Annotated in this window: 17 protein-coding genes and 3 pseudogenes; 10 read left to right on the forward strand and 10 right to left on the reverse strand. The window is 61.4% G+C overall.

Translation table 11 applies throughout. The annotated features are described in order from the left end of the window. Positions 1-438: 438 nt before the first annotated feature. From ABIA45_RS37845 to ABIA45_RS37860, 4 genes and pseudogenes are all read right to left on the reverse strand, one after another. On the reverse strand, positions 439-837 hold the full coding sequence (locus ABIA45_RS37845; RefSeq protein WP_225174435.1) for a hypothetical protein: 399 nt from the start codon (positions 835-837) through the stop codon (positions 439-441). An 81-nt stretch (positions 838-918) separates the two neighbouring features. After that, positions 919-1,110, reverse strand: coding sequence for a hypothetical protein (locus tag ABIA45_RS37850; RefSeq protein ID WP_240538141.1), 192 nt, complete (start codon positions 1,108-1,110; stop codon positions 919-921). Positions 1,111-1,836: 726 nt separating this feature from the next. After that, a complete protein-coding gene (locus ABIA45_RS37855; RefSeq protein ID WP_085969022.1) occupies positions 1,837-3,021 on the reverse strand; it encodes a TlpA disulfide reductase family protein in 1,185 nt (394 codons plus the stop codon). A 371-nt stretch (positions 3,022-3,392) separates the two neighbouring features. Then, a pseudogene (locus ABIA45_RS37860) lies at positions 3,393-3,657 on the reverse strand (winged helix-turn-helix transcriptional regulator); the annotation flags it as partial. A gap of 408 nt (positions 3,658-4,065) precedes the next feature. Between ABIA45_RS37860 and ABIA45_RS37865 the strand changes: the two are divergent. Both ABIA45_RS37865 and ABIA45_RS37870 read left to right on the forward strand, forming a co-directional pair. Further along, a complete protein-coding gene (locus ABIA45_RS37865; protein WP_240538140.1) occupies positions 4,066-4,611 on the forward strand; it encodes a TlpA disulfide reductase family protein in 546 nt (181 codons plus the stop codon). A gap of 804 nt (positions 4,612-5,415) precedes the next feature. Further along, a complete protein-coding gene (locus ABIA45_RS37870) occupies positions 5,416-5,826 on the forward strand; it encodes a hypothetical protein (protein ID WP_036008440.1) in 411 nt (136 codons plus the stop codon). 520 nt (positions 5,827-6,346) lie between these two features. On the opposite strand, the gene ABIA45_RS37875 is transcribed toward ABIA45_RS37870, so the two are convergent. From ABIA45_RS37875 to ABIA45_RS37885, 3 genes and pseudogenes are all read right to left on the reverse strand, one after another. After that, on the reverse strand, positions 6,347-6,559 hold the full coding sequence (locus ABIA45_RS37875; protein WP_338076616.1) for a hypothetical protein: 213 nt from the start codon (positions 6,557-6,559) through the stop codon (positions 6,347-6,349). After that, positions 6,559-8,229: pseudogene (locus ABIA45_RS37880) on the reverse strand (helix-hairpin-helix domain-containing protein). Before ABIA45_RS37880 ends, ABIA45_RS37875 begins: the two are co-directional and overlap by 1 nt. Next, a complete protein-coding gene (locus ABIA45_RS37885) occupies positions 8,230-8,436 on the reverse strand; it encodes a PXA domain-containing protein (RefSeq protein ID WP_240538139.1) in 207 nt (68 codons plus the stop codon). A gap of 790 nt (positions 8,437-9,226) precedes the next feature. Here ABIA45_RS37885 and ABIA45_RS37890 point away from each other — a divergent pair. The 3 genes and pseudogenes from ABIA45_RS37890 to ABIA45_RS37900 all read left to right on the forward strand — a co-directional run. Further along, positions 9,227-9,448, forward strand: a complete 222-nt coding sequence (locus tag ABIA45_RS37890; RefSeq protein WP_036008401.1) for a hypothetical protein — start codon at positions 9,227-9,229, stop codon at positions 9,446-9,448. A gap of 6 nt (positions 9,449-9,454) precedes the next feature. Continuing rightward, complete coding sequence (locus tag ABIA45_RS37895; protein ID WP_051056943.1) at positions 9,455-9,907, forward strand: hypothetical protein; 453 nt, start codon at positions 9,455-9,457, stop codon at positions 9,905-9,907. 395 nt (positions 9,908-10,302) lie between these two features. Then, positions 10,303-10,461 (forward strand): annotated as a pseudogene (locus ABIA45_RS37900) (ABC transporter); the annotation flags it as partial. Between the two features lie 100 nt (positions 10,462-10,561). Here ABIA45_RS37900 and ABIA45_RS37905 read toward each other — a convergent pair. Continuing rightward, on the reverse strand, positions 10,562-11,458 hold the full coding sequence (locus ABIA45_RS37905) for a LysR substrate-binding domain-containing protein (RefSeq protein ID WP_036008429.1): 897 nt from the start codon (positions 11,456-11,458) through the stop codon (positions 10,562-10,564). A gap of 109 nt (positions 11,459-11,567) precedes the next feature. Here ABIA45_RS37905 and ABIA45_RS37910 point away from each other — a divergent pair, with 109 nt between their 5' ends. The 5 genes from ABIA45_RS37910 (at position 11,568) to ABIA45_RS37930 (ending at position 17,281) form a co-directional block, all read left to right on the forward strand. Further along, complete coding sequence (locus ABIA45_RS37910; protein ID WP_404655429.1) at positions 11,568-12,317, forward strand: SDR family NAD(P)-dependent oxidoreductase; 750 nt, start codon at positions 11,568-11,570, stop codon at positions 12,315-12,317. A gap of 24 nt (positions 12,318-12,341) precedes the next feature. Continuing rightward, on the forward strand, positions 12,342-13,181 hold the full coding sequence (locus tag ABIA45_RS37915) for a transketolase (RefSeq protein WP_036008392.1): 840 nt from the start codon (positions 12,342-12,344) through the stop codon (positions 13,179-13,181). Then, complete coding sequence (locus ABIA45_RS37920; protein WP_193374973.1) at positions 13,178-14,188, forward strand: transketolase family protein; 1,011 nt, start codon at positions 13,178-13,180, stop codon at positions 14,186-14,188. The genes ABIA45_RS37915 and ABIA45_RS37920 overlap by 4 nt, the downstream gene beginning before the upstream one ends. A 178-nt stretch (positions 14,189-14,366) precedes the next feature. Continuing rightward, the gene (locus tag ABIA45_RS37925; protein ID WP_036008387.1) at positions 14,367-15,392 is read left to right on the forward strand and encodes a TRAP transporter substrate-binding protein; all 1,026 of its coding nucleotides are present in this window, start codon (positions 14,367-14,369) and stop codon (positions 15,390-15,392) included. Beyond that, positions 15,389-17,281 (forward strand): TRAP transporter large permease subunit, encoded by a 1,893-nt coding sequence (locus tag ABIA45_RS37930; RefSeq protein WP_036008384.1) that lies wholly within the window; start codon positions 15,389-15,391, stop codon positions 17,279-17,281. Before ABIA45_RS37925 ends, ABIA45_RS37930 begins: the two co-directional genes overlap by 4 nt. A 45-nt stretch (positions 17,282-17,326) precedes the next feature. Here the strand turns inward: ABIA45_RS37930 and ABIA45_RS37935 are convergent, their stop codons facing one another. Continuing rightward, positions 17,327-18,217, reverse strand: a complete 891-nt coding sequence (locus ABIA45_RS37935; RefSeq protein WP_036008381.1) for an SMP-30/gluconolactonase/LRE family protein — start codon at positions 18,215-18,217, stop codon at positions 17,327-17,329. Positions 18,218-18,248: 31 nt separating this feature from the next. After that, complete coding sequence (locus tag ABIA45_RS37940; RefSeq protein ID WP_036008379.1) at positions 18,249-19,349, reverse strand: ABC transporter ATP-binding protein; 1,101 nt, start codon at positions 19,347-19,349, stop codon at positions 18,249-18,251. Positions 19,350-19,356: the final 7 nt, after the last annotated feature.

Below are 19,356 nucleotides of genomic sequence, written 5' to 3' on the forward strand. Positions count from 1 at the left end.
CTCAGAGCGGCCCAAGCGTCGAGCCTCGACCGATCATCGCAGAGTGGCAGTTTCGTGGCGGTCGTATGCGGCATCGACCAAACGGCGACGGATCACAGATACGGCCAGCCGCTCTCGTGAATGTGGTGTGCTGTCGACGCGCGATCGTGGAAGCGGAGATCCGTCCACCTGCAATAAAGAGAGCTCATCACCATTGGATTCGGTTGAGCCAACTCTTTCAGTGGACTCGCAGATCGCCACGTCCTCCTTGATGTCAGCTCTGTTCGGACCGCGCGCAACCAAACGGCCTCTTCGATGGATTGATCTGGCCGAATGACGGCTGACGCCTCGACCGCCTTTGGCGCAACGGCGCCGATCGACTTTCTTCCCCTGCCGGCTGCGCCGTCATTCCTCGCGAAATAAGAAAGTCGCCTGGCTGCCATCCTCCGCTGAGCTTGGTCATTGCACCGCCGGATTTGCCGTTCGCACCAGGCATGAAAGCGAGGATTGATCGTTGACATCTCGCCTTCGTCGCGCAAGAAGGTCGCGATGACGCAACATCTCGCGGAGATACTCATCCCACATCACAGCCTGCGGCCACGGCGCAGACTCCGGTTTGAAACTGTATTGTTGGTAGCCACCGCGCCAGAGCGGCAGCACCTCCATTGGATCCACTTTGATGCCGTACCGCTCTGTTACCGCTCGAGGGGTGGCGATTGCCTCCGCGAGTGCCCTGCGGAACTCCACATCACCGACTAACCGCTCCATGAAGCGTTTGAGGTGCGACAGCGTGCACAGTTGCTCCGAGGTACGCCGGTCAAAAATCTGTCGGTAGTGTTCGGCGGCAGCGTGTGTCATTTGACGAAGCTTACTTCATGTTCTCATCGCACTCATGGCCTCCTCGAGCAACCCGCCGATGCGGGTCGGAGCGAAGCCATGTCAGACCTCGGTCACGACCGCAACAATAACAACCACAACAACTGCAACGAGATCAACTGCGTTGGCGTGGGCAGCGGCCGCTTCCGCGGCTTGCGCGCCGCTCGTGGCCACCTCCGCAACGGCCTGCACAGCGCCGGTCGAGATCGTATCAATCGAATAAACAGTGCCACCGGCGAGCCGTTTAGTCGTCAACTTCTGTCGAGCTCGAATGCAACTGTTAGCTTCATCAAGTGTGAAGCTGTAGCCGAGGCTCTTTCGGATCGCGACAATCGATGCAAGGCCGGTAGCAGTTGGTTTTACGCGTTCGAGCAGACACCCTCGTTCCCCAGATCGTCGACGAATCGCTCTACGTCAGTTCGCGACACAGCCAGTCTCCGTGCCTTTGCTCAAAGTCGCCAGCCATCTCGGGCTCACAAGCGATCGGTACCGACGCCGTGAACAAGGCAAGAGGCGTTGAAGATTGTTGATTTTCGTTTTTCTGACCCTACGTATCGTCCACTTGGTGACACTTTGTTGCCGAACTGACAACCGGCCCGCTAGGCGGGACGAGGTTTTCGTTGTCGGTGTCCAAACGCAGCGGCTTGGGGCGACATCAAAGGGCGGAATGGACGACTTCGGACGTTGCTGATCGTTGGTGCGACCTTGATTCAAGTTGCTTGACGAGTTGAATGCGCCGCTCTGCATTCGGACTGCAAAGACCACCGATCATGGTCGCATCCGTGGCACTCGCTAACAAGATTTGCCGCGCATCATCTAGGCCTTGCTCGTCAAGGCGCGGCATTTAACAGGCGCCGGCGGCAATGTTGAAATCTTGATCGAAGGAACACTCCAGCCGAGGCAAGGTGCAAATCTGGATGAACCTTGAACGACCACTGGCCGCCAGAGAAATGGATGATGGCCAGCGAGCAATTCCGACACTCACCCTTCTTTTTGTTGTTTGCTCCGTTGCCTGCGCTTTGACGCTGTCGGAAACCCGTCTTGCGGAGTTGCACAAACAGTCCCATAGCAAGCCTTCTCACCCTTGTAGTTGGCCAGCGCTTCGACCAACGTCGACATGACGTCCTGTTTCAGTTCGTCGGGGATAGGCTCAGGACCTCCTAGCGAGTTCAACGCCACCTCGATCAATTCGATCGCGCGATCCTTGTTGCCGCTCTCATAATAATACTGAGCGACCGTCCCATAGGACAGGTACTTAAAGCCACCGTCCCCTTGCGGAGGATTCAGCGCAAGAATGTGTTCGGACAACTCTTTGCCCATCGCGAGGCGCTCGGCTGACGGGAAGTGGGAGTTGTCATTCGCCGGATCAAAGAGTTGGCGCAGCGCCCACTCCATCCACTGCTCATCGTTTTTGTCGATCGCGTCGCGAGCGAATTGCCTCAAAACCGGCAAGCCGGTCTGCAAGTTGCGCAGTTTGTGAAGCAACAGTTCCGCATGGAGCGCGCGGAAGCGGAGATCGTCCGGCATCACCGCGACGGCCTCTTCAACCGTCGAAAGCGCCTTTGCCCAATCCTCCGCCTCCATCGCCGGCTGAAGCTTGGCGAGTATAGGCTCAATCAGCGCCCGCTTGCGCTTCATTTCGCGCATTTCGCGTCGTCCGCTGTCGATCCGCTCTGTATCGGCGGCTTTAGCTTCATCGCTGGTGCGCCAGCTGCCGTTAAGAATTTTCGGCAAGACGTCATCGAGCTGTGTCGGAAAACCGACAAAGGCGATGCGGCCGTCACGGTCAACGACGAACGAGGTGGGAATGCCGACAGAAAAGCTGGGATCCATCCAAAGCTTGTTCATTTCGCCTGTGGAGTCGAACCCGATCCGAAAGTTCAGGTTCGAGAACTTGTCGGTCAACCACGCGTCCAAGCTTGTTCGGGCCTCGTCCGCCGTTGGAGCTTGTTCGTAAGCTGCGACGCCGAGCAGCTCAAGTCCGCTGTCTTTGTATTTCTCTTGCAGCTGTACTAGATGAGGCATCACTGCCGTACATGGCCCGCACCAAGTTGCCCAAAATTCGACGATGTACACCTTCCCGGGCTGGAAGCTCGTCAGGGGCTCGCCGCGCAGCCAATTCTCCACCTTGATCGGAGGAGCCGGGGACTCCATGCGCAGCACCATGTTGTTCTCCAAAACTATTGCCACTCGTTGCGCGACTTTGTGCGCTAGCCCGTCTCTCTCAGAAACGGAGCACACCTTCAAGAGAAGGAGAGCATCACTCGTTTTGCGCATCTGATGTGCGCTCAGCCCTCACTCCGTGTTTCTGCATCCAAATAGCAACAAGCGTGCCATCTCGGTCAGCACCCATCAAGCGCCTGATTACGCTTTGAAAACTCCAAGGCGCCCCAAACGCAGCCGGTGTTTTGAACCTGACAAATTTGTCCCGTGTCAGACGTTGGACACGGAATCCAAGAGGGGTGAGCGCTTGCATGCGATCCGATCCGGCAAGATCTCGTGTCTAGGACTGCCGCCGCCCTAACGCATCATGTAGCAATGGCAGATAGGATCGATTTCGCAAGGGAGGCGCGCTCCCGTTCCAGGGTGACCAGCACAAGCATTTGAATAGGTCTTCCCACCGCCTTCGGCGAGACGATTGAGACGTCGGTTTCGATGATGCCCTCAGAGCGGAGCCTCTTCAGTCGTCGTTGACAGGGCGGTAGCAGGAAGCCCGGCCATTTCGCCGAGCACCTCGGAAGTTAGGCGGTTGTTCTTTCGCACAATCTCGAGGATGTGGGCGTTTACTCGATCATATCGCATGATCAGCTCCCGCCTGAGGTGAATTCCGCCGTGAAATTCTATGCGATGCAGGAAATCGTCCAAACCTCGGGAAAGTGCGCCGCAAATAGGTTCAGGACAATGCACGCAGACGACATGGCACAGACCTTGCTCACAGACCTTGCTACTGGAGTGCGGCAATAGCGAACGAGTGCTGGTGCAAACAGATGCGCACCACCCGAAGCTCTGCTTCCTTGAACGGATGTAACCCCTCATGAGGGAAAACCTTCCTGCTTGTGACTTGGATCGTCCTCGCGCTTAGCGGCGGCACCGACATTCGCCGCGGATCTCGCTGGGAAGCCCCCATGCGGCAAGCCGGTCGCGCCTGCGATCAGAGATCAGCTACACAAAAAGTCGCCCAAGGTCGGGCACTAAGTTTTGGAGAGTAACATGGTGCTCGGATTAGAATCTCCAGCTCCTCCGATAAAAGTGGAGAACTGGCTCCGTGGCGAGCCCCTCTCGAGCTTCCAGCCTGGGAAGGTGTACATCGTCGAGTTTTGGGCAACTTGGTGCGGACCGTGTGTCGCGGCGGTCCCGGAACTGGTGCAGTTGCAAGAGAAATACAAACACAGCGGCATTGAGGTCCTCGGACTCGCGGCTCTTGAACGCGCTCAAACAGAGGACGAGGCCCGAGACAAGTTGGACGCCTGGTTGACTGAAAAGGTACCGAATCTCAATTACCGGATCGGGTTCGACTACACAGGCGAAATGGAAAAGCTCTGGCTGGATGCCAGCTTGTCTGTCGGGATTCCCACCTCGTTCGTGGTCGACCGTGACGGCCGCATCGCCTTTGTCGGTTTTCCGACACAGCTCGATGACGTTTTGCCGAAAATTCTGACCGGCAGCTGGCGGACCAGCGATGAAGCTAAAGCCGCCGAAACAGAGCGGATCGCCGAAAACGAGCGTATAATGCGCGAAATGGAGCAAGAAGCCTGACTGAGCCGCTTTTCGCCAAACTTAGGCTAGCGATGGAGAGATTGGGCGAAGCCGCGTTCTGCCCTCGACGAGGCGTCGCTCTAAGGCCGGATGAGCTTAGAGTCCGCCTCCTCCATGCGGATCCGTTGCTTCGAACGGACCGGGTTTCCAGCTGCGAATGAATTTGTTCGCGGCGCGATCGACAAATACTGTGGGCTGTGGATGGAAGGGGCGGGACGAGTGCCTTCGGCACCTTTAGCTAAACGGTGTGCGGTCCCATTGGCGACAAAGGATGTGCGAGTCATCAAGAGGGCCTACAAAAAAGTGGTTCATCAGCGGTGGCGCCTAAAGCTAGCGCTGTCCCCACGACTGGACTGCACCCCTGCAGTGAGACACGATAATTACAGTGAGAGTGGGTTGTCGTGAATCGTTACCGCGCGTTGTTTTGCGCGAACGCGGCTTCGAACCCAATAGGTTTGCGGGCGGGGCATCGGCACCCGTAATCTTGCACCCGTTTCTAGTTCGGTCGTATTTTCCACAAAGGCTAACATGCCCGAATCCACACGCCGGCAAAACCGGGCTAAGATTGGATTTTCCCTTCTGGGGGCACCTCATGTTCGATACGGCAACCATCGCGCTTTTGCGCGCGGTCCTTGATCAAGTGTGCGAAAGCGTCTTAGGACGACAGATCGGCGCACGTACGCACGTTGCTTCGAAGATCCTGGAAACCGGGGGCGAAGTCTTTCGCGAGAGGCTTAGGCAGATTGGGCGAGATGCCCTTTCGCACGCGCCCACGATGTGGCGTTGATCGGGGGGGGGGCGGACGTGAACTTCCAAGTCACGGTCCTCAAGATCCTGGTGGCATATCCGGATGGGTTTGCCGTGATGGAGGACCTCAAGAGGGACATGGCCATCCTGGCGACCAGCGGACGCGATTGGGCGGACCGGACCAGACGCCTCGCGGCGCGGGTGCCGGATCTCGACATCTGGTCACAAGGGCTCATCGAACGCACAAGCGGTGGTTGGAGGCTGACTTCCAAAGGGCGGGAAGTGCTTGAATTTATGGAAGCCCGACCGATGCCGGAGCCAATCCAAGCGGCGGCGGCCAGCGAGACGACCCCGCCGGTAGCCGAAATAGCGGCGGTTCCTCCACTGACGCAGCCCGCCGACCGTGCGAAGCTGCGGCGCGAACGCCGCCGCGAAGCCCGCGAACGAGCCAGGGCGAACGCCTCCTAGTCAAAGAAAAAAGCCGCCAGCGGAGCTCGGCGGCTCAATAGTCCCGGACTGTCGATTGCCTTCCCAGCCCCAAAGCGTACCGCCGTTACTTGTTTGAGGCCATGCAGGCCCGATCTACCGACCGCTTTTCGTTTGGGTCATCAGGCGGCCGAGTTGTGCACCGGGCTCTTACAGGCCCGGTAGGGCCTGAAACGAAGTGGGCGGGAGGCGCACCCGCACGATATCGCCGGCCACGACCGCCCCTCCGACCCGCACCACGCCCAGCACCCCACATCTGAATGCAGGGCCCGTTTCCGCCGACGAGAGCACGCGCCGCTTAAGGCCCGCCCGGAAGCGGTCGATCAGGACACAGGGCGTCCGGAGGCCGGTCAACTCGACGATGGCTGTGGGCCCGAGTTCGATGAAGTCCCGAGCGGCATCCGTTCGAGGTCCAGGCCTGCATTGGTGATGTTCTCGCCGAGCTCTCCGGGTCCGACCACGAAACCAGCCTTCGAGAGGGATGCGAAGAGCTCGAATGGGATCAGGTGGACCTGCCGCAGGTTGGGAAGCCGGGGTCGGCGCCGGGCGAGATGGCGGTGCCGAACGAACGCGCCGGCATGGGCGTCGCCTTCTCGACTCCGTGGCCTTCTACCAGCACGATCCGATCCCGTGACGGCTTGCTGAAGTGGTGCTCGCGATCGGCGGCGACCGCCACCACCCTTCCCTCGAGCGAGAGGTCGTGCGCGTGCGACATCAGGCAGCGCGCGCAAGCGAGCGCCGCTTCTGGCGGAGGTAGCGCGTGATTTCTGGCAACGTCATCGCGTTCAGGATCCGGTCGGCAGGGACGCCCCCCTTTCGGGCCATCTGGACGCCCCAGTGCATGTGGTCGAGCTCTGGAATCGAGTGCGCGTCCGGATTGATGCTCAGCATGCAGCCAAATTCGAGGGCGGCCTGGTGCCAGCGCCAGTCCAGGTCAAGCCGCCATGGGTGGGCGTTGATCTCGACGACCACGTCGTGCTTCGCGCATGCCCGAAGCACCTTCTCGACCTCGATTTCGTAGCCAGGCCGACGCTGGAGTTGTCGGCCGGTCATGTGGCCGATGATGGTGGTGCGAGGATGGGAGATCGCCCGAAGCAGCCACTGCGGTCCAGCTTGAAGCGGCCATGGATGCTCGCCACTACGAAGTCGAAGCGCTCCAGCACGTCGTCCGCGTAGTCCAGCGAGCCGTCGGCCAGAATGTCGGACTCGATGCCTTTGAGGATTCGAAAATCCTTACCCAAGCGCTTGTTCAGCCGGTCGGCCTCCCGGTGCTGCTGCGCGATCTCCTCCAGGGATAGACCGCCGGCATAGTGCGCGGACTTGGAGTGGTCGGCGACCCCGAAATACTCGAACCCGCGCTGGCGGGTGGCCTTCGCCATCGTCTCCAGGATCTCTGTCCCGTCGGAAGCATCGCTGTGGCAGTGAAGGATTCCGCGCAGATCCTGGTCGGTGACGAGCTTCGGCAACTTGCCCTTCAGAGCCAGCTCGACCTCGTTGCGCCCCTCCCGGAGCTCGGGATCAATGAAGGGCAGCCCGAGAGCGTGGTAAATGTCGGCTTCGTCGCCGGCGATCAGCGTGCGGCCCTTGTGCAAGCCGTCGGCCTCCAACCGCATTCCCTTCTTAGAGGCTATCTCTCGGAGCTGCTCGATGTGAGCGGTTGAGCCGGTGGCGAAGAGAAGGGCGGCGCCGAAGTGTTTGCGGCCGGACAGGCGGATCCGCAGCCCATCGGTCTGAGCAGGCTCCGATGTCTTGCCACCCCTGGGAGCTTCCGCAACGATCGTTAGTTCGCGGACGAGCTCGCAACCGCGCCGGAAGTCGCCTGCGAGCGTCACGCGCTTCAGCTCGGGATGGGCCTTTCGGATCGAATCCTTCGCCTGCGCAAGCAGAGCGGCGGCACGGTGCAGGTGGAGGCGGCCTTCTCCGCTTTTGGCGATCGCCAGATTCTGCAGGATCTTGGTCTGCAGCGCGGCTCCGAGCCCCTTGGCCTTCTTGATGCGGTCCTCCTTGGCGGCGGGCTCCAGCTCCGCGAGCGAGCCGATGCCGAGATCCTTGTAGAGGCGCAGCACTTTCTCCGGACGCAGACCCGGAACGGCAAGCATCTCGAGCACCCCCTCGGGAATCTCCTTCCGCAGCTTTTCGAGGCTCAGATGAGTGCCCGTCTGGTGAAGTTCGGTGACAATGTCGGCGATAGCATCGCCGACGCCCGGGATCTCCGTAAGACGATCTTCGGCGATGACCGCGTCCAGCGAGACGACAAAGGGCGCCCAAGCTATCGGCGGCCCGAGAATAGGCTTTTGCCCGGTAGGGATTGCCGCCACGCAACGCGGTGCGCTGCGCATATTTTCGCAGGAGTCCTGCTACGGTGCGAGCGTCGAGGGAAGTCACTCAACGAACCTCCTGCCCGGCGCGATGAGGATTCGTTGCGGCAAAGCGAGTCCGAGGGGCCATGTCGTCGTTGGGCCGACTCTCCAGAGATCTCTCGAGCTTCTGCGCTGCCCGGAAGTCTTCCAGGTGTTGCGTGTTCGGACCGTAAGCCGCCTCCTTCTTGAGGAGGTTATAGATCCGGCCGACCACAAGCTGCAGGTGCTTCATCCGACCCTTCGGCATCGATCGGGCCTTGCAAAGAGCTCGGACGGCGTAGGCGCGGAAATAGTCGAATGCGTCTGACATGATCGGGAAACGCCTGTTCCCGCCGATAGTTCTGCCGCCAAGGCTGTCACACGCGCCCTGTCAAAGGCCCTCGAGTAGTCCTTGAAAGGCGGGTGCCGCACCTGCGCCCGCTTTGCCCGATACTCGACCTCGGCGAGCGACTTCGCTGTTGTGCTCATCCGGCTCCACGGGGCGCGCTCAATCTGTCCTAAATCGGTGGCGGTTTGCTCGTTTGCTTGCAAGCACGCCGAGCGGCCCGTGAAGGGTCATAAGCGATCCATAAGGCCGCTCTTCGGTGGGGCCCGATTGTGTGTTCACTAGCTGACAGTAATCCGGGAAAAATCACAGGAACCTGCGGTGGTCGATCGCAATCTCCTCGAAGCTGTTGTGATCGACAGAAAGCCAGCCGGTCAGCCTCGGTGGGGGTCTTTAGTACACGGGTCACAATGCGGGCCAGAGACGGGTGAACTCAACAGTGGTGCGGCAGTGACAGGCTGCACGGCAGCGATCGGTTGAGAACCCCCACTCCTCGCCATGGCCCGACACCGTTATGTCGATATTCGGTCGAGCTCGACCAAGCTGAGGCGATCGTCAGGGGACGTCGGAGAAAGCCACTGCACCGTCCTATGCCCATGATGCAGAGCGATAGAAGGTGTCGCAGTCGCGATTGGGTCAGTTAGGAACGAGGGCTCGGATTCCACATTGCTTATGAGATGCAATCGGGAGTCTCAGCATGGCAGTGCAAATCGTGATGGATCACAGCGGCGACAGCCGGTACTTCTTCGACAACTCCAATGCAGAAGCATTGGTAGAGGCGGAAAGACTTTTTCTCCAATTTACCAGCAAAGGATATACCGCGGCCGTGCGGAAGAGGCCCGGTGAGGTAACCCGGATCACCGCGTTCGATCCGACGGCCGAAGAGACATTGTTCTTCCCGCGGCTCGTGGGCGGGTGAGCACCGGTGAAGAGAAGGATCGGTCGCATCGGCCCGTGGACCCCTCGGAGCCTGGCTGTTGGCAGACTTTATCAAGCAGTAAACGAAGAGAAAACGGTCCAGGCTCGAGCGCTGCGACTGCTGCGTTCTTGGCTTTCACCCCAGCAAAGGGTCGAGTTCGAAAGGAAGGGGTACTTCGACGTCGTGGGGTGCGATACCGGAAAGCGGTACCGCATCCGGCTGGGAACGTCCGGCAACGTCAACGAGATCGACGAGTACGGGCGGCTCGGCACCGGGTGGTGCTTCGTTCCGGTGGGTGGCTTGGTCCTGGGCGATGTCATGCTCGCCCAAAAAATAGCTCTTGAAACGGATGAGGCACGGGTCTTGAGCATCGCCAATAGCTTCCCGGGGCCGATCCGTTGGCGCCGACTCGGTACTCGTCCGCCCGAGGGGAGAATTCCGCTCGGACGTGCCGGGTAGAGGCAGACCGGCGTCGCCGACCGGCCGACTATCTGTGCGGCGGCCGGTAGCCTGGTGCGCGAGGCCCGCAGCGTCGCGGCGGCCGAGAAGCTGGCGCGCGAGCGCGGCCACAGCGGCATGGCGATCATGCTCGCAAAGCGGTTTTGCAGGTAGAGATCTGCGCCGGCCGGCTTCCCTGCCGTCACCACCAGAGAAGCAAGGAGACGCTGCAAAGGGCGCCGATGCCGTCTGTGAGACCGCTTGCAACTGCGCCGATCTATTCAGAGGAGAGGAGCAACTCAGCGGCACAAAGTGTAGCGAAGTGTGTAGCAGGCGTTGGCGCGCACCCCGAAAGTACAGGTCAACGAAACCATTTGATGGCGGAAGGAAAAGAACCTGCAACGCACGCTATCTACCTGCTCGCAAAGATCAACGAGACCCTACTCGCGATGGACCAGGCCGGCGAGATCAACCAACTCTGGGACAAGTGGCTCGGTCCGAGCACCGAGTTTAAGATGACACGCACCGACAAGGTCGCGCCGCTTAGCCAGTTGAAGTTCACGCCGCTCCCATGACTTAGTTGGCGCCATTCACATTTGAGCAAGCTATATCCTGAGCCGCCCGCTGGCTGCTCTTTCGGCGGGCGTGTGTACTATCAACGTGGTGCGAAGAACTTCAGCGCGGGGAAATGGCATTTTCGCCATCGAGTTGCGCCACGAGCCAATCTGCAAAGGCACGTACCGCCGATCTCTGACGGCTGGCGCGCGGGTAGATCAGGCGATGGCCGACGTAGCGGATATCGTTGGCGCGTCCGGACAACGGAGCCACCAATCGTCCGCTCGCCAGTTCACGTTCGGCCAGAAGCGTTGATTCCAGCGCGACTCCCAGACCCTCCGCGGCTGTCGCGATCGCGAGAAAGCTGCGATCGAATCTCATGCCGTGGAGTGCAGGGGCCTCCAATCCGTTGGCGGTGAACCATTGGTGCCACTGAACCTGCTTCACGTCGGAGCGGATCAGCGTCTGATCGAGGAGATGGGCGGGCTTCTTGATCGATTTTGCGCGGGCAGGCGAGCAGAGCGGGGTGACCGTCTCCTCCGGGAGGGGAATAACCTCCACGCCTTCCGCGCGCGGCGGACCGTAGACGATATCGATATCGAAATCATCGTTGCTGAAGCGAGCGTAATCCGTGCTTGCAGCCAGGCGGACTTCGAGCTTCGGATAAGCGGCGAGAAACTGTGCAAGCCGGGGGGCAAGCCACTGCGCAGCAAAACTGGGTGCCGAATGGACGCGCACCAATTGTGGTCCGCGTGCGGCGACTTCCTCGAGGCCACGGCGAAGCTGATCGAAGGCCGCTCCCGTGTGGCGCATCAGATTTTCGCCGGCCGGCGTGAGCCGCACTGATCGCGCGCTGCGTTCGAACAGAACGGTGCGGAGCGTGTCCTCCAGCTTGCGGATGGCATGACTGACCGCACTCGGCGTCAGGTGAAGCTCATTCGCGGCATCACGGAACGATCCCGTGCGAGCAGCGGCTTCAAAGGCGCGAATTGCCGATATCGGGACATTCGACAGCATGTCCATAAGTGAACCAGATTCATCGATCCGTGACAACTGTGCGTTTGTCTGTTGCGCCTCCGCGGTTCATTCATGGCCTTGCCAAAGAAAAGAATTGCGGGAGGAACTGATGCTGCTCAGCAGTAAGGCGGCCATCATTTCGGGCGCGGCATCGCCGCGCGGCATCGGGCTTGCCACGGCACGGCGGTTCGCCGCCGAGGGCGCCCGGGTCGCCATTCTCGACATTGATGCGATCGCGGCGGCGGACGCCGCGGCATCGCTTGGCACGTCCCACATTGGGCTGCGATGCGACGTCGCTGACAAATCATCTTGCGAGCAGGCCGTCGCTCGCGTGATCGAATCCTTCGGTAGCATCGATATTCTCATCAACAACGCCGGCATCACCCAGCCGGTGAAGTTCCTGGATATCTCGCCGGCTGATTGGGATCGCATTCAGGACGTCAATCTGAAGGGCATTCTGTTCCTCTCCCAGGCGGTGATCCCGCACATGCGCGCGCGCAAGTCCGGATCGATCGCCTGCATGTCCTCGGTTTCGGCCCAGCGCGGCGGCGGAATCTTTGGCGGCCCGCATTATTCGGCGGCCAAGGCTGGCGTGCTCGGTCTCGCAAAGGCGATGGCCCGTGAGTTCGGCCCGGACGGCATCCGCGTCAATTGCGTGACGCCGGGCCTGATCGGCACCGATATCACCTCGGGCAAGCTGACCGACGAAATGAGGGCGAAGATCCTGGAAGGCATTCCGCTCAATCGCCTCGGCACGGCAGACGACGTCGCTGGCATCTACACCTTCCTGGCTTCGGATCTCTCCGCCTACGTGACTGGTGCCGTGATCGACGTCAACGGTGGCATGCTGATCCACTGAGCCAGCAAGACAAGGTCCAGATCGATGGAAACGCTGACCAACACGCCCAAGCTGACGGACCGCGCCTATAACATTCGCCGCAATGCGCTGCGCATGGGCGAGGTCCAGGGGCAAGGCTATATCGCACAGGCGCTGGACATCTCCGACGTCCTTGCCGTGGCCTATTTTCACGCAATGCGCTACCGGCCGGAAGATCCCTCCTGGGAAGACCGCGACCGCTTCCTGTTATCAAACGGGCACTACGCCATCGCGCTTTATGCGGCTTTGATCGAGGCGGGGATCGTCCCCGAGGACGAGCTCGAAACCTATGGCAGCGACGAGAGCCGCCTGCCGATGTCTGGCATGGCGTCCTACACGCCCGGAATGGAAATGTCGGGCGGCTCGCTCGGGCTTGGGCTCAGTATCGCCGTCGGCATGGGCCTGGGGCTCAAGCGCAAGAAATCCGAGGCGCGGGTGTACACGTTGTTCTCCGACGGCGAGCTCGACGAGGGCTCGGTCTGGGAAGCCATCCAGTCGGCGGGCCATTACAGGCTCGATAATCTGATCGGCATCGTCGACGTCAACAATCAGCAGGCGGACGGTCCTTCGACGCAGGTGATGGCGTTCGAGCCGCTGGTCGAGAAGCTTCAGGCTTTCGGCTGGTTTGTGCAGCGGATCGACGGCAATGATCTCGATGCCGTGGTTGCGGCATTCGATGCCGCCAAGTCTCACCCAGCGCCCAAGCCGCGCATGATCGTCGCCGACACGCTGATGGGCAAGGGTGTTCCTTTCCTGGAGCAGCGCGAAAAGAACCATTTCATCCGGGTCGAGCAGCACGAATGGCAGCTCGCGCTGGCCGCGCTGGAAGCCGGGAGGCAGGCATGAAGACCGTCAGATCAGCACCCCAGCCGGGCAAGCCGCGCCTGACGACCTCAGCCATGATCGCTTCGATCGCGGCGGAGGGGCAGAAGACGAAGCCGGCGCCGTTTGGACACGCGCTCGTCGAGCTCGCGCGCAGCCGTCCCGATGTGGTCGGCATGACGGCCGATCTTGGCAAATACACCGACCTGCACATCTTCGCGAAGGAATTTCCGGACCGCTATTATCAGATGGGCATGGCCGAGCAGCTTCTGTTCGGGGCGGCCTCCGGTCTTGCCGCCGAAGGCTTCATGCCATTCGCAACCACATACGCGGTCTTCGCTTCGCGCCGCGCCTACGACTTCATCCATCAGACGATCGCGGAGGAAGACCGCAACGTGAAGATCGTCTGCGCGTTGCCCGGCCTGACGTCGGGGTATGGCCCGAGTCATCAAGCCGCAGAGGATCTCGCGCTGTTTCGCGCGATGCCGAACATGACGGTCATCGATCCCTGCGATGCTCATGAAATCGAGCAGCTGGTGCCCGCGATCGCGGCGCATCAGGGGCCGGTCTACATGCGCCTGCTGCGAGGCCAGGTGCCGGTCGTGCTGGATGAATACGACTACAAGTTCGAGCTCGGCAAAGCCAAGCTGGTTCGTGACGGGAAGGATGTTCTAATCATCTCATCCGGCATCATGACCATGCGTGCGCTCGAGGCTTTGCAAACTCTGAAGAACGACCGCGTCGATGCTGCGGTGCTCCATGTTCCGACCATCAAGCCGCTCGACGCCGAGACGATACTGCGTGAAGCCGGCAAGTCAGGCCGCTTGGTCGTCGTCGCCGAAAACCACACGACGATTGGCGGTCTCGGCGAGGCGGTTGCCGCACTCCTGCTGCGTTCAGGCATCCATCCGCCGTTCCGCCAGATCGCATTGCCGGACGAATTTCTTGACGCCGGCGCACTTCCGACGCTGCACGACCGCTACGGGATCTCCACCGCCGAGGTCGCAAGGCAGATCAAGCAGTGGCTTTAGCGCACCAGCACTAAGCGCCAGTCACGCCGAATCCGAGTGAAGAGTTCCGCCCGCTGCATGTTGCGGTGGGCGAGCGATGGCTGTTGCCCGAATGCGGGCGGTCGAAGAGCCCGGAGAGCTGAAAGCCAGCGCAGGCTCATGCAGCCGCACAACGTCAATACAGGATCAGGAGGAAAACATGACTGTCTCGAAGCTCGGACGCATCAGCCGCCGTTCGCTATTGGTGGGGGCGAGCGCCGTACCTCTCTGCGCGATTCTGACCCGTCCAGCGTCTGCCGCCGAGTTCGTCTACAAGTTCGCAACCGGACAGGACGCGACCCATCCGGTGAACGTCCGCGCGCAAGAGGCGATCGACCGCATCCGCGAAGCAACCAGCGGCCGGCTGGAGATCAGGCTGTTCCCGGCCAATCAGCTCGGGTCCGACACCGAGCTGCTGACCCAGGTTCGCAGCGGCGGCGTCGAGTTCTTCAATCAATCCTCCTCGATCCTCGCCACTCTGGTGCCGAGCGCGGGCATCGTGAACACCGGGTTCGCGTTCACCGACTACGACAGCGTGTGGAAGGCGATGGACGGCGACCTCGGCACCTACATCCGGGCGCTGATCGCCAAGACACCGATCATGGCGGTCTCGAAGGCCTGGGACAACGGCTTCCGCCAGGTGACCTCGTCCGGCCGCGAGGTGCGCACCCCGGATGATCTGAAGAATTTCCAGATCCGCGTTCCGCCCGCGCCGCTGCTCACTTCGCTCTTCAAGGCGCTCGGCGCCGGCCCGACGCCGATCAACTTCAACGAGGTCTATTCCGCGCTGCAAACCAAGGTCGTCGATGGCCAGGAGAATCCGTTGCCCATCATCGCGACCGCGCGCCTCTATGAGGTGCAGAGCACGTGCAGTCTAACGGGGCACGTCTGGGATGGCTACTGGATCCTCGGCAACAAGCGCGCCTTCGAGCGCCTGCCCAAGGACGTGCAGGAGATCGTGACGCGCGAGCTCGACCGCTCCGCCGTCGATCAGCGTGCCGACATCGCGAAGCTCAGCCAGTCGCTGCGCAACGATCTCTCGGCCAAGGGCCTCAAATTCATCGACGTCGATCGCGCCGCCTTCCGCCAGGCCCTGGCGAAGACCAGCTTCTACGCCGACTGGAAAGCCAAGTTTGGCGAGGAGGCATGGTCGCAGCTCGAAAAAGCCGCGGGCCAGTTATCATGACCAGCGTGAGCCATACGCCCCACGTCGATGCCGGTATGGCGACCGGTGCGTCTCAAGCGGGTTCGCGCCGCTGGGTGGTCGCGGCGAACAGTATGCTCGGTCATATCGTCGCTGTACCTGCAGCACTGCTCGTGCTCGCGGAAATCGCGGTGCTGTCCGCGGGGATTGTGAGCAGATATGTGTTCCGCTCGCCGATCGTCTGGTCTGACGAGCTTGCCGGCATTCTCTTCCTCTGGCTCGCCATGCTCGGATCGGTGATCGCGTTTCAGCGCGGCGAGCATATGCGGATGACCGCCATCGTCGGCGTCCTCAGTGCGGAAGTTCGCGCATTCCTGGATGTCGTGGCGGCCGCAGCATCGCTGGCCTTTCTCGTGCTAGTGGTCTGGCCGGCCTACGAATTCGCGGCCGACGAAGCCTTTGTGACGACGCCGGCGCTTGAGATCGTCAACAGCTGGCGTGCGGCAGCATTGCCGGTTGGGATCGGACTGATGCTGATCGCAGCGGTCCTCCGACTCATCCGCATCGCGAGCCTGCGCAGCTTGCTAGCTTCGGTCGCAATGGTCACAGGCATCATCGGGGCGTTCGTTCTGCTCGCTCCCGTTTTGAAGCCGCTAGGCAATCTGAATCTCTTGATCTTCTTCGTGTTCGTGGTCGGCGCGATGGTCTTCGCAGCCGTACCAATCGCGTTCGCATTCGGCCTCGCCACGGTCGGCTATCTCGCCCTGACGACCAGTACGCCTGACGTGGTGGTGATCGGACGGATGGACGAGGGCATGAGCCACCTGATCCTGCTCGCCGTGCCGCTCTTCGTCTTTCTTGGCCTCCTGATCGAGATGACGGGCATGGCGCGCGCCATGGTCGGCTTCCTGGCGAGCCTGCTGGGCCACGTGCGTGGCGGACTGCACTACGTGCTGGTGGGAGCGATGTATCTGGTCTCGGGCATTTCTGGGTCCAAAGCGGCCGACATGGCTGCGGTGGCTCCGGTCCTGTTTCCCGAGATGCGGCAGCGCGGGGCCAAGCCGGGCGACCTCGTTGCGCTTCTGGCGGCAACCGGCGCGCAGACCGAAACGATCCCGCCCTCGCTGGTCCTGATCACGATCGGCTCGGTGACCGGTGTGTCGATCTCGGCGCTCTTCACTGGCGGGTTGCTCCCGGGCGTGGTGCTCGCGGTCATGCTCGCGGCCGTGGTCTGGTGGCGATACCGCCGCGAAGACCTGTCTCACGTCAAACGGGCTACCGGCCGGCAAATCGGGCGGGCCTTTGTGATCGCGATACCTGCTATCGCACTGCCGTTCGTGATCCGCACGGCGGTCGTCGAGGGCGTTGCGACGGCAACGGAAGTCTCGACGATCGGCATCCTGTATTCGGTCTGCGCGGGTCTGTTCATCTACCGCCAGTTCGACTGGCGTCGCATCTATCCGATGCTGGTCGAGACAGCCTCCCTATCAGGGGCGATTCTGCTTATCATCGGCGCGGCGACAGGCATGGCCTGGGCGCTGACTCAGTCGGGATTTTCCGCATCTCTGGCAAAGTTCATGACCAGCCTTCCCGGAGGTGTTCCCGTCTTCCTGGCCGTGACGATCGTGACCTTCGTGATCCTCGGCAGTGTTCTGGAGGGAATTCCGGCGATCGTCTTATTCGGTCCGTTGCTGTTCCCGATCGCGCGGCAGGTCGGAGTAAACGACGTCCACTACGCGATGGTCGTCGTTCTCGCCATGGGCATCGGCCTGTTCGCGCCGCCGTTCGGCGTCGGTTATTACGCGGCCTGCGCCATCAGCCGCATAAATCCGGACGAGGGCATGAAGCCGATCGTGGGCTATATGATCGCGCTCCTGATCGGCACGCTGATTGTTGCCGCCGTGCCCTGGCTATCGATCGGCTTCCTTTGATAACGGGCGAGGCGCCCTCGCGGAAAACATCGCGCGGGCATCCCGTCAGGCGAATTTCGGCAAATGCAACGGCAGGCCGTCACAGGGCATATCGATCTCCTCGACCTGGCCCTTGCCGACCTCCGTCACCCGTAGCTTTCTGCCCTCGAGCGTAAAGGCGCAATTCGTCGGCTGGGCTCCATCCAGGACCAGACGATCGGCGACCTCACCCCGCCGGTCGAGCACCGTAACGTTCTTCTGGTTGTAGACCGTGCAATAGAGCCGGCCGTCCGTTCCGAAGGCCATCCCGTCCGGCCCTTTGAAGTCCGGATTGGAATCCGGCTGCAGGACGTTTCCGAAGACGACGCGTTTTGGCGCTGCCTCGCCGAGCACGTCATATCGATAGATCTCGCCGGTGAAGGACGCGTTGGCGTAGAGGTGGTTGTCGGGGCCGAAGGCAATGCCGTTGGTGAAGCGGATCTTGCGATCGAGCACGCGGAGCATCTTCATGGCTGCCGGATCGATCTCATACACACGGCCGTCCCAGTCGAAGTCCATATAACCGTCGACGAAGGCCTGGCCGTTGATGAAATCCTCGGCGGCCATTCCGGAGTCGGTCATGTACAGCAATCCGTTCGGACCAAAGCAGAGGTCGTTCGGAAACAGAAAGCGCTCCGCGCCTTCGCCCTGCATGCGCCGGATCTCGTTTCCGCCCTCGTCGATGCAGATCAGGGCCCGCAAACCAGCTTCCGCGATCCAGATGCGGCCGTGGCCATCCGTCGTCAGTCCATTCGGACGGCCACCCGTCGTTCGGATCACGCGGCGATTGCCGCGAGGATCGAGCCGCGTGACGCAAAGGGTCGAGGCGGACATCTCCGTGACATACATCGAGCCGTCGGGCAGGCACACCGGACCCTCCGGCGCGCCAATTCCCGTTGCAAACAGTCTCGACGCCATTCATCCCTCCCGTTCTCGAATGTTGCTCTCGTTATGCGATGACCAGGCCGCTGGTCGGATCGATCAGCACCACGCGATTGAGGTCGATGGCGAGGTCGACCTGCTCGCCATGGCTGCTGACGTCGTGGGCCTGCAGCTCGGCAACCGCATCGACGCCGCCGATCTTGATGGTGGTGAAGGTGCGTGTTCCCGTCGGCTGAATGAGATCGGCAGTGGCCGAATAGGAGACCGCGCCTTCGCGCAACGGCCCGCCGGCCCGACTGAAGTGCTGGGGCCGAATGCCGACGAGAATCTCTCGCCTATCCATACTGGCCAGCGGCCTCGCCTTCGCGCTCGGAAGCGTCAGTTCACCGCCGGACTGAAACACCACTGCGGCGTCGCGGCCGTTTGTCTTGAGGGTCGCGGGGATGAGGTTGATCGAGGGAGAGCCGAGAAAGCCGGCAACGAACCCCGTGCGCGGCTGCTCGAACAGCTCGAGCGGAGCGCCTTGCTGCTCGATCTGTCCCTCGCGCAGCAACACGATGCGGTCGGCCAGCGTCATCGCCTCGACCTGGTCATGGGTAACGTAGATCATGGTCGTCGTGATCTCGTGATGTAGGCGCTTGATCTCGGTGCGCATCTCGTCACGCAACTGAGCGTCGAGATTCGAGAGCGGCTCGTCGAACAGGAACAGGTCGGCCTTGCGGACGATGGCGCGGCCGATGGCGACGCGCTGACGCTGTCCTCCGGAGAGCTGCCGCGGATAGCGCTGGAGGAGATTGCCGATGCCGAGCATCTCGGCGGCTTCACCGACCCGCTTCCTGATCTCGATCTCGGGAGTCTTGCGCGCGCGCAGACCGAAGGCGATGTTCTCGCTGACGGTCAGATAAGGGTAGAGCGCATAGTTCTGAAACACCATCGCAATATTGCGCTCGCGCGGGCGCAGATCGTTGACCACCGCGCCGCCGATGGTGATCGTTCCACCATCCGGATCCTCGAGGCCGGCGATGGTTCGCAACAGAGTACTCTTGCCACAGCCGGACGGCCCCACCAGCACGGCGAATTCGCCATCGGCGATGGTGAGATCAACTCCCCTGACTGCATGCACGTTGCCGTAATATTTGTGTACTCCGGACAGCTTGACGTCAGCCACTCCGCTC

The sequence above is a fragment of the Bradyrhizobium sp. USDA 336 genome (assembly GCF_044908355.1).
GTDB lineage: Bacteria > Pseudomonadota > Alphaproteobacteria > Rhizobiales > Xanthobacteraceae > Bradyrhizobium > Bradyrhizobium yuanmingense.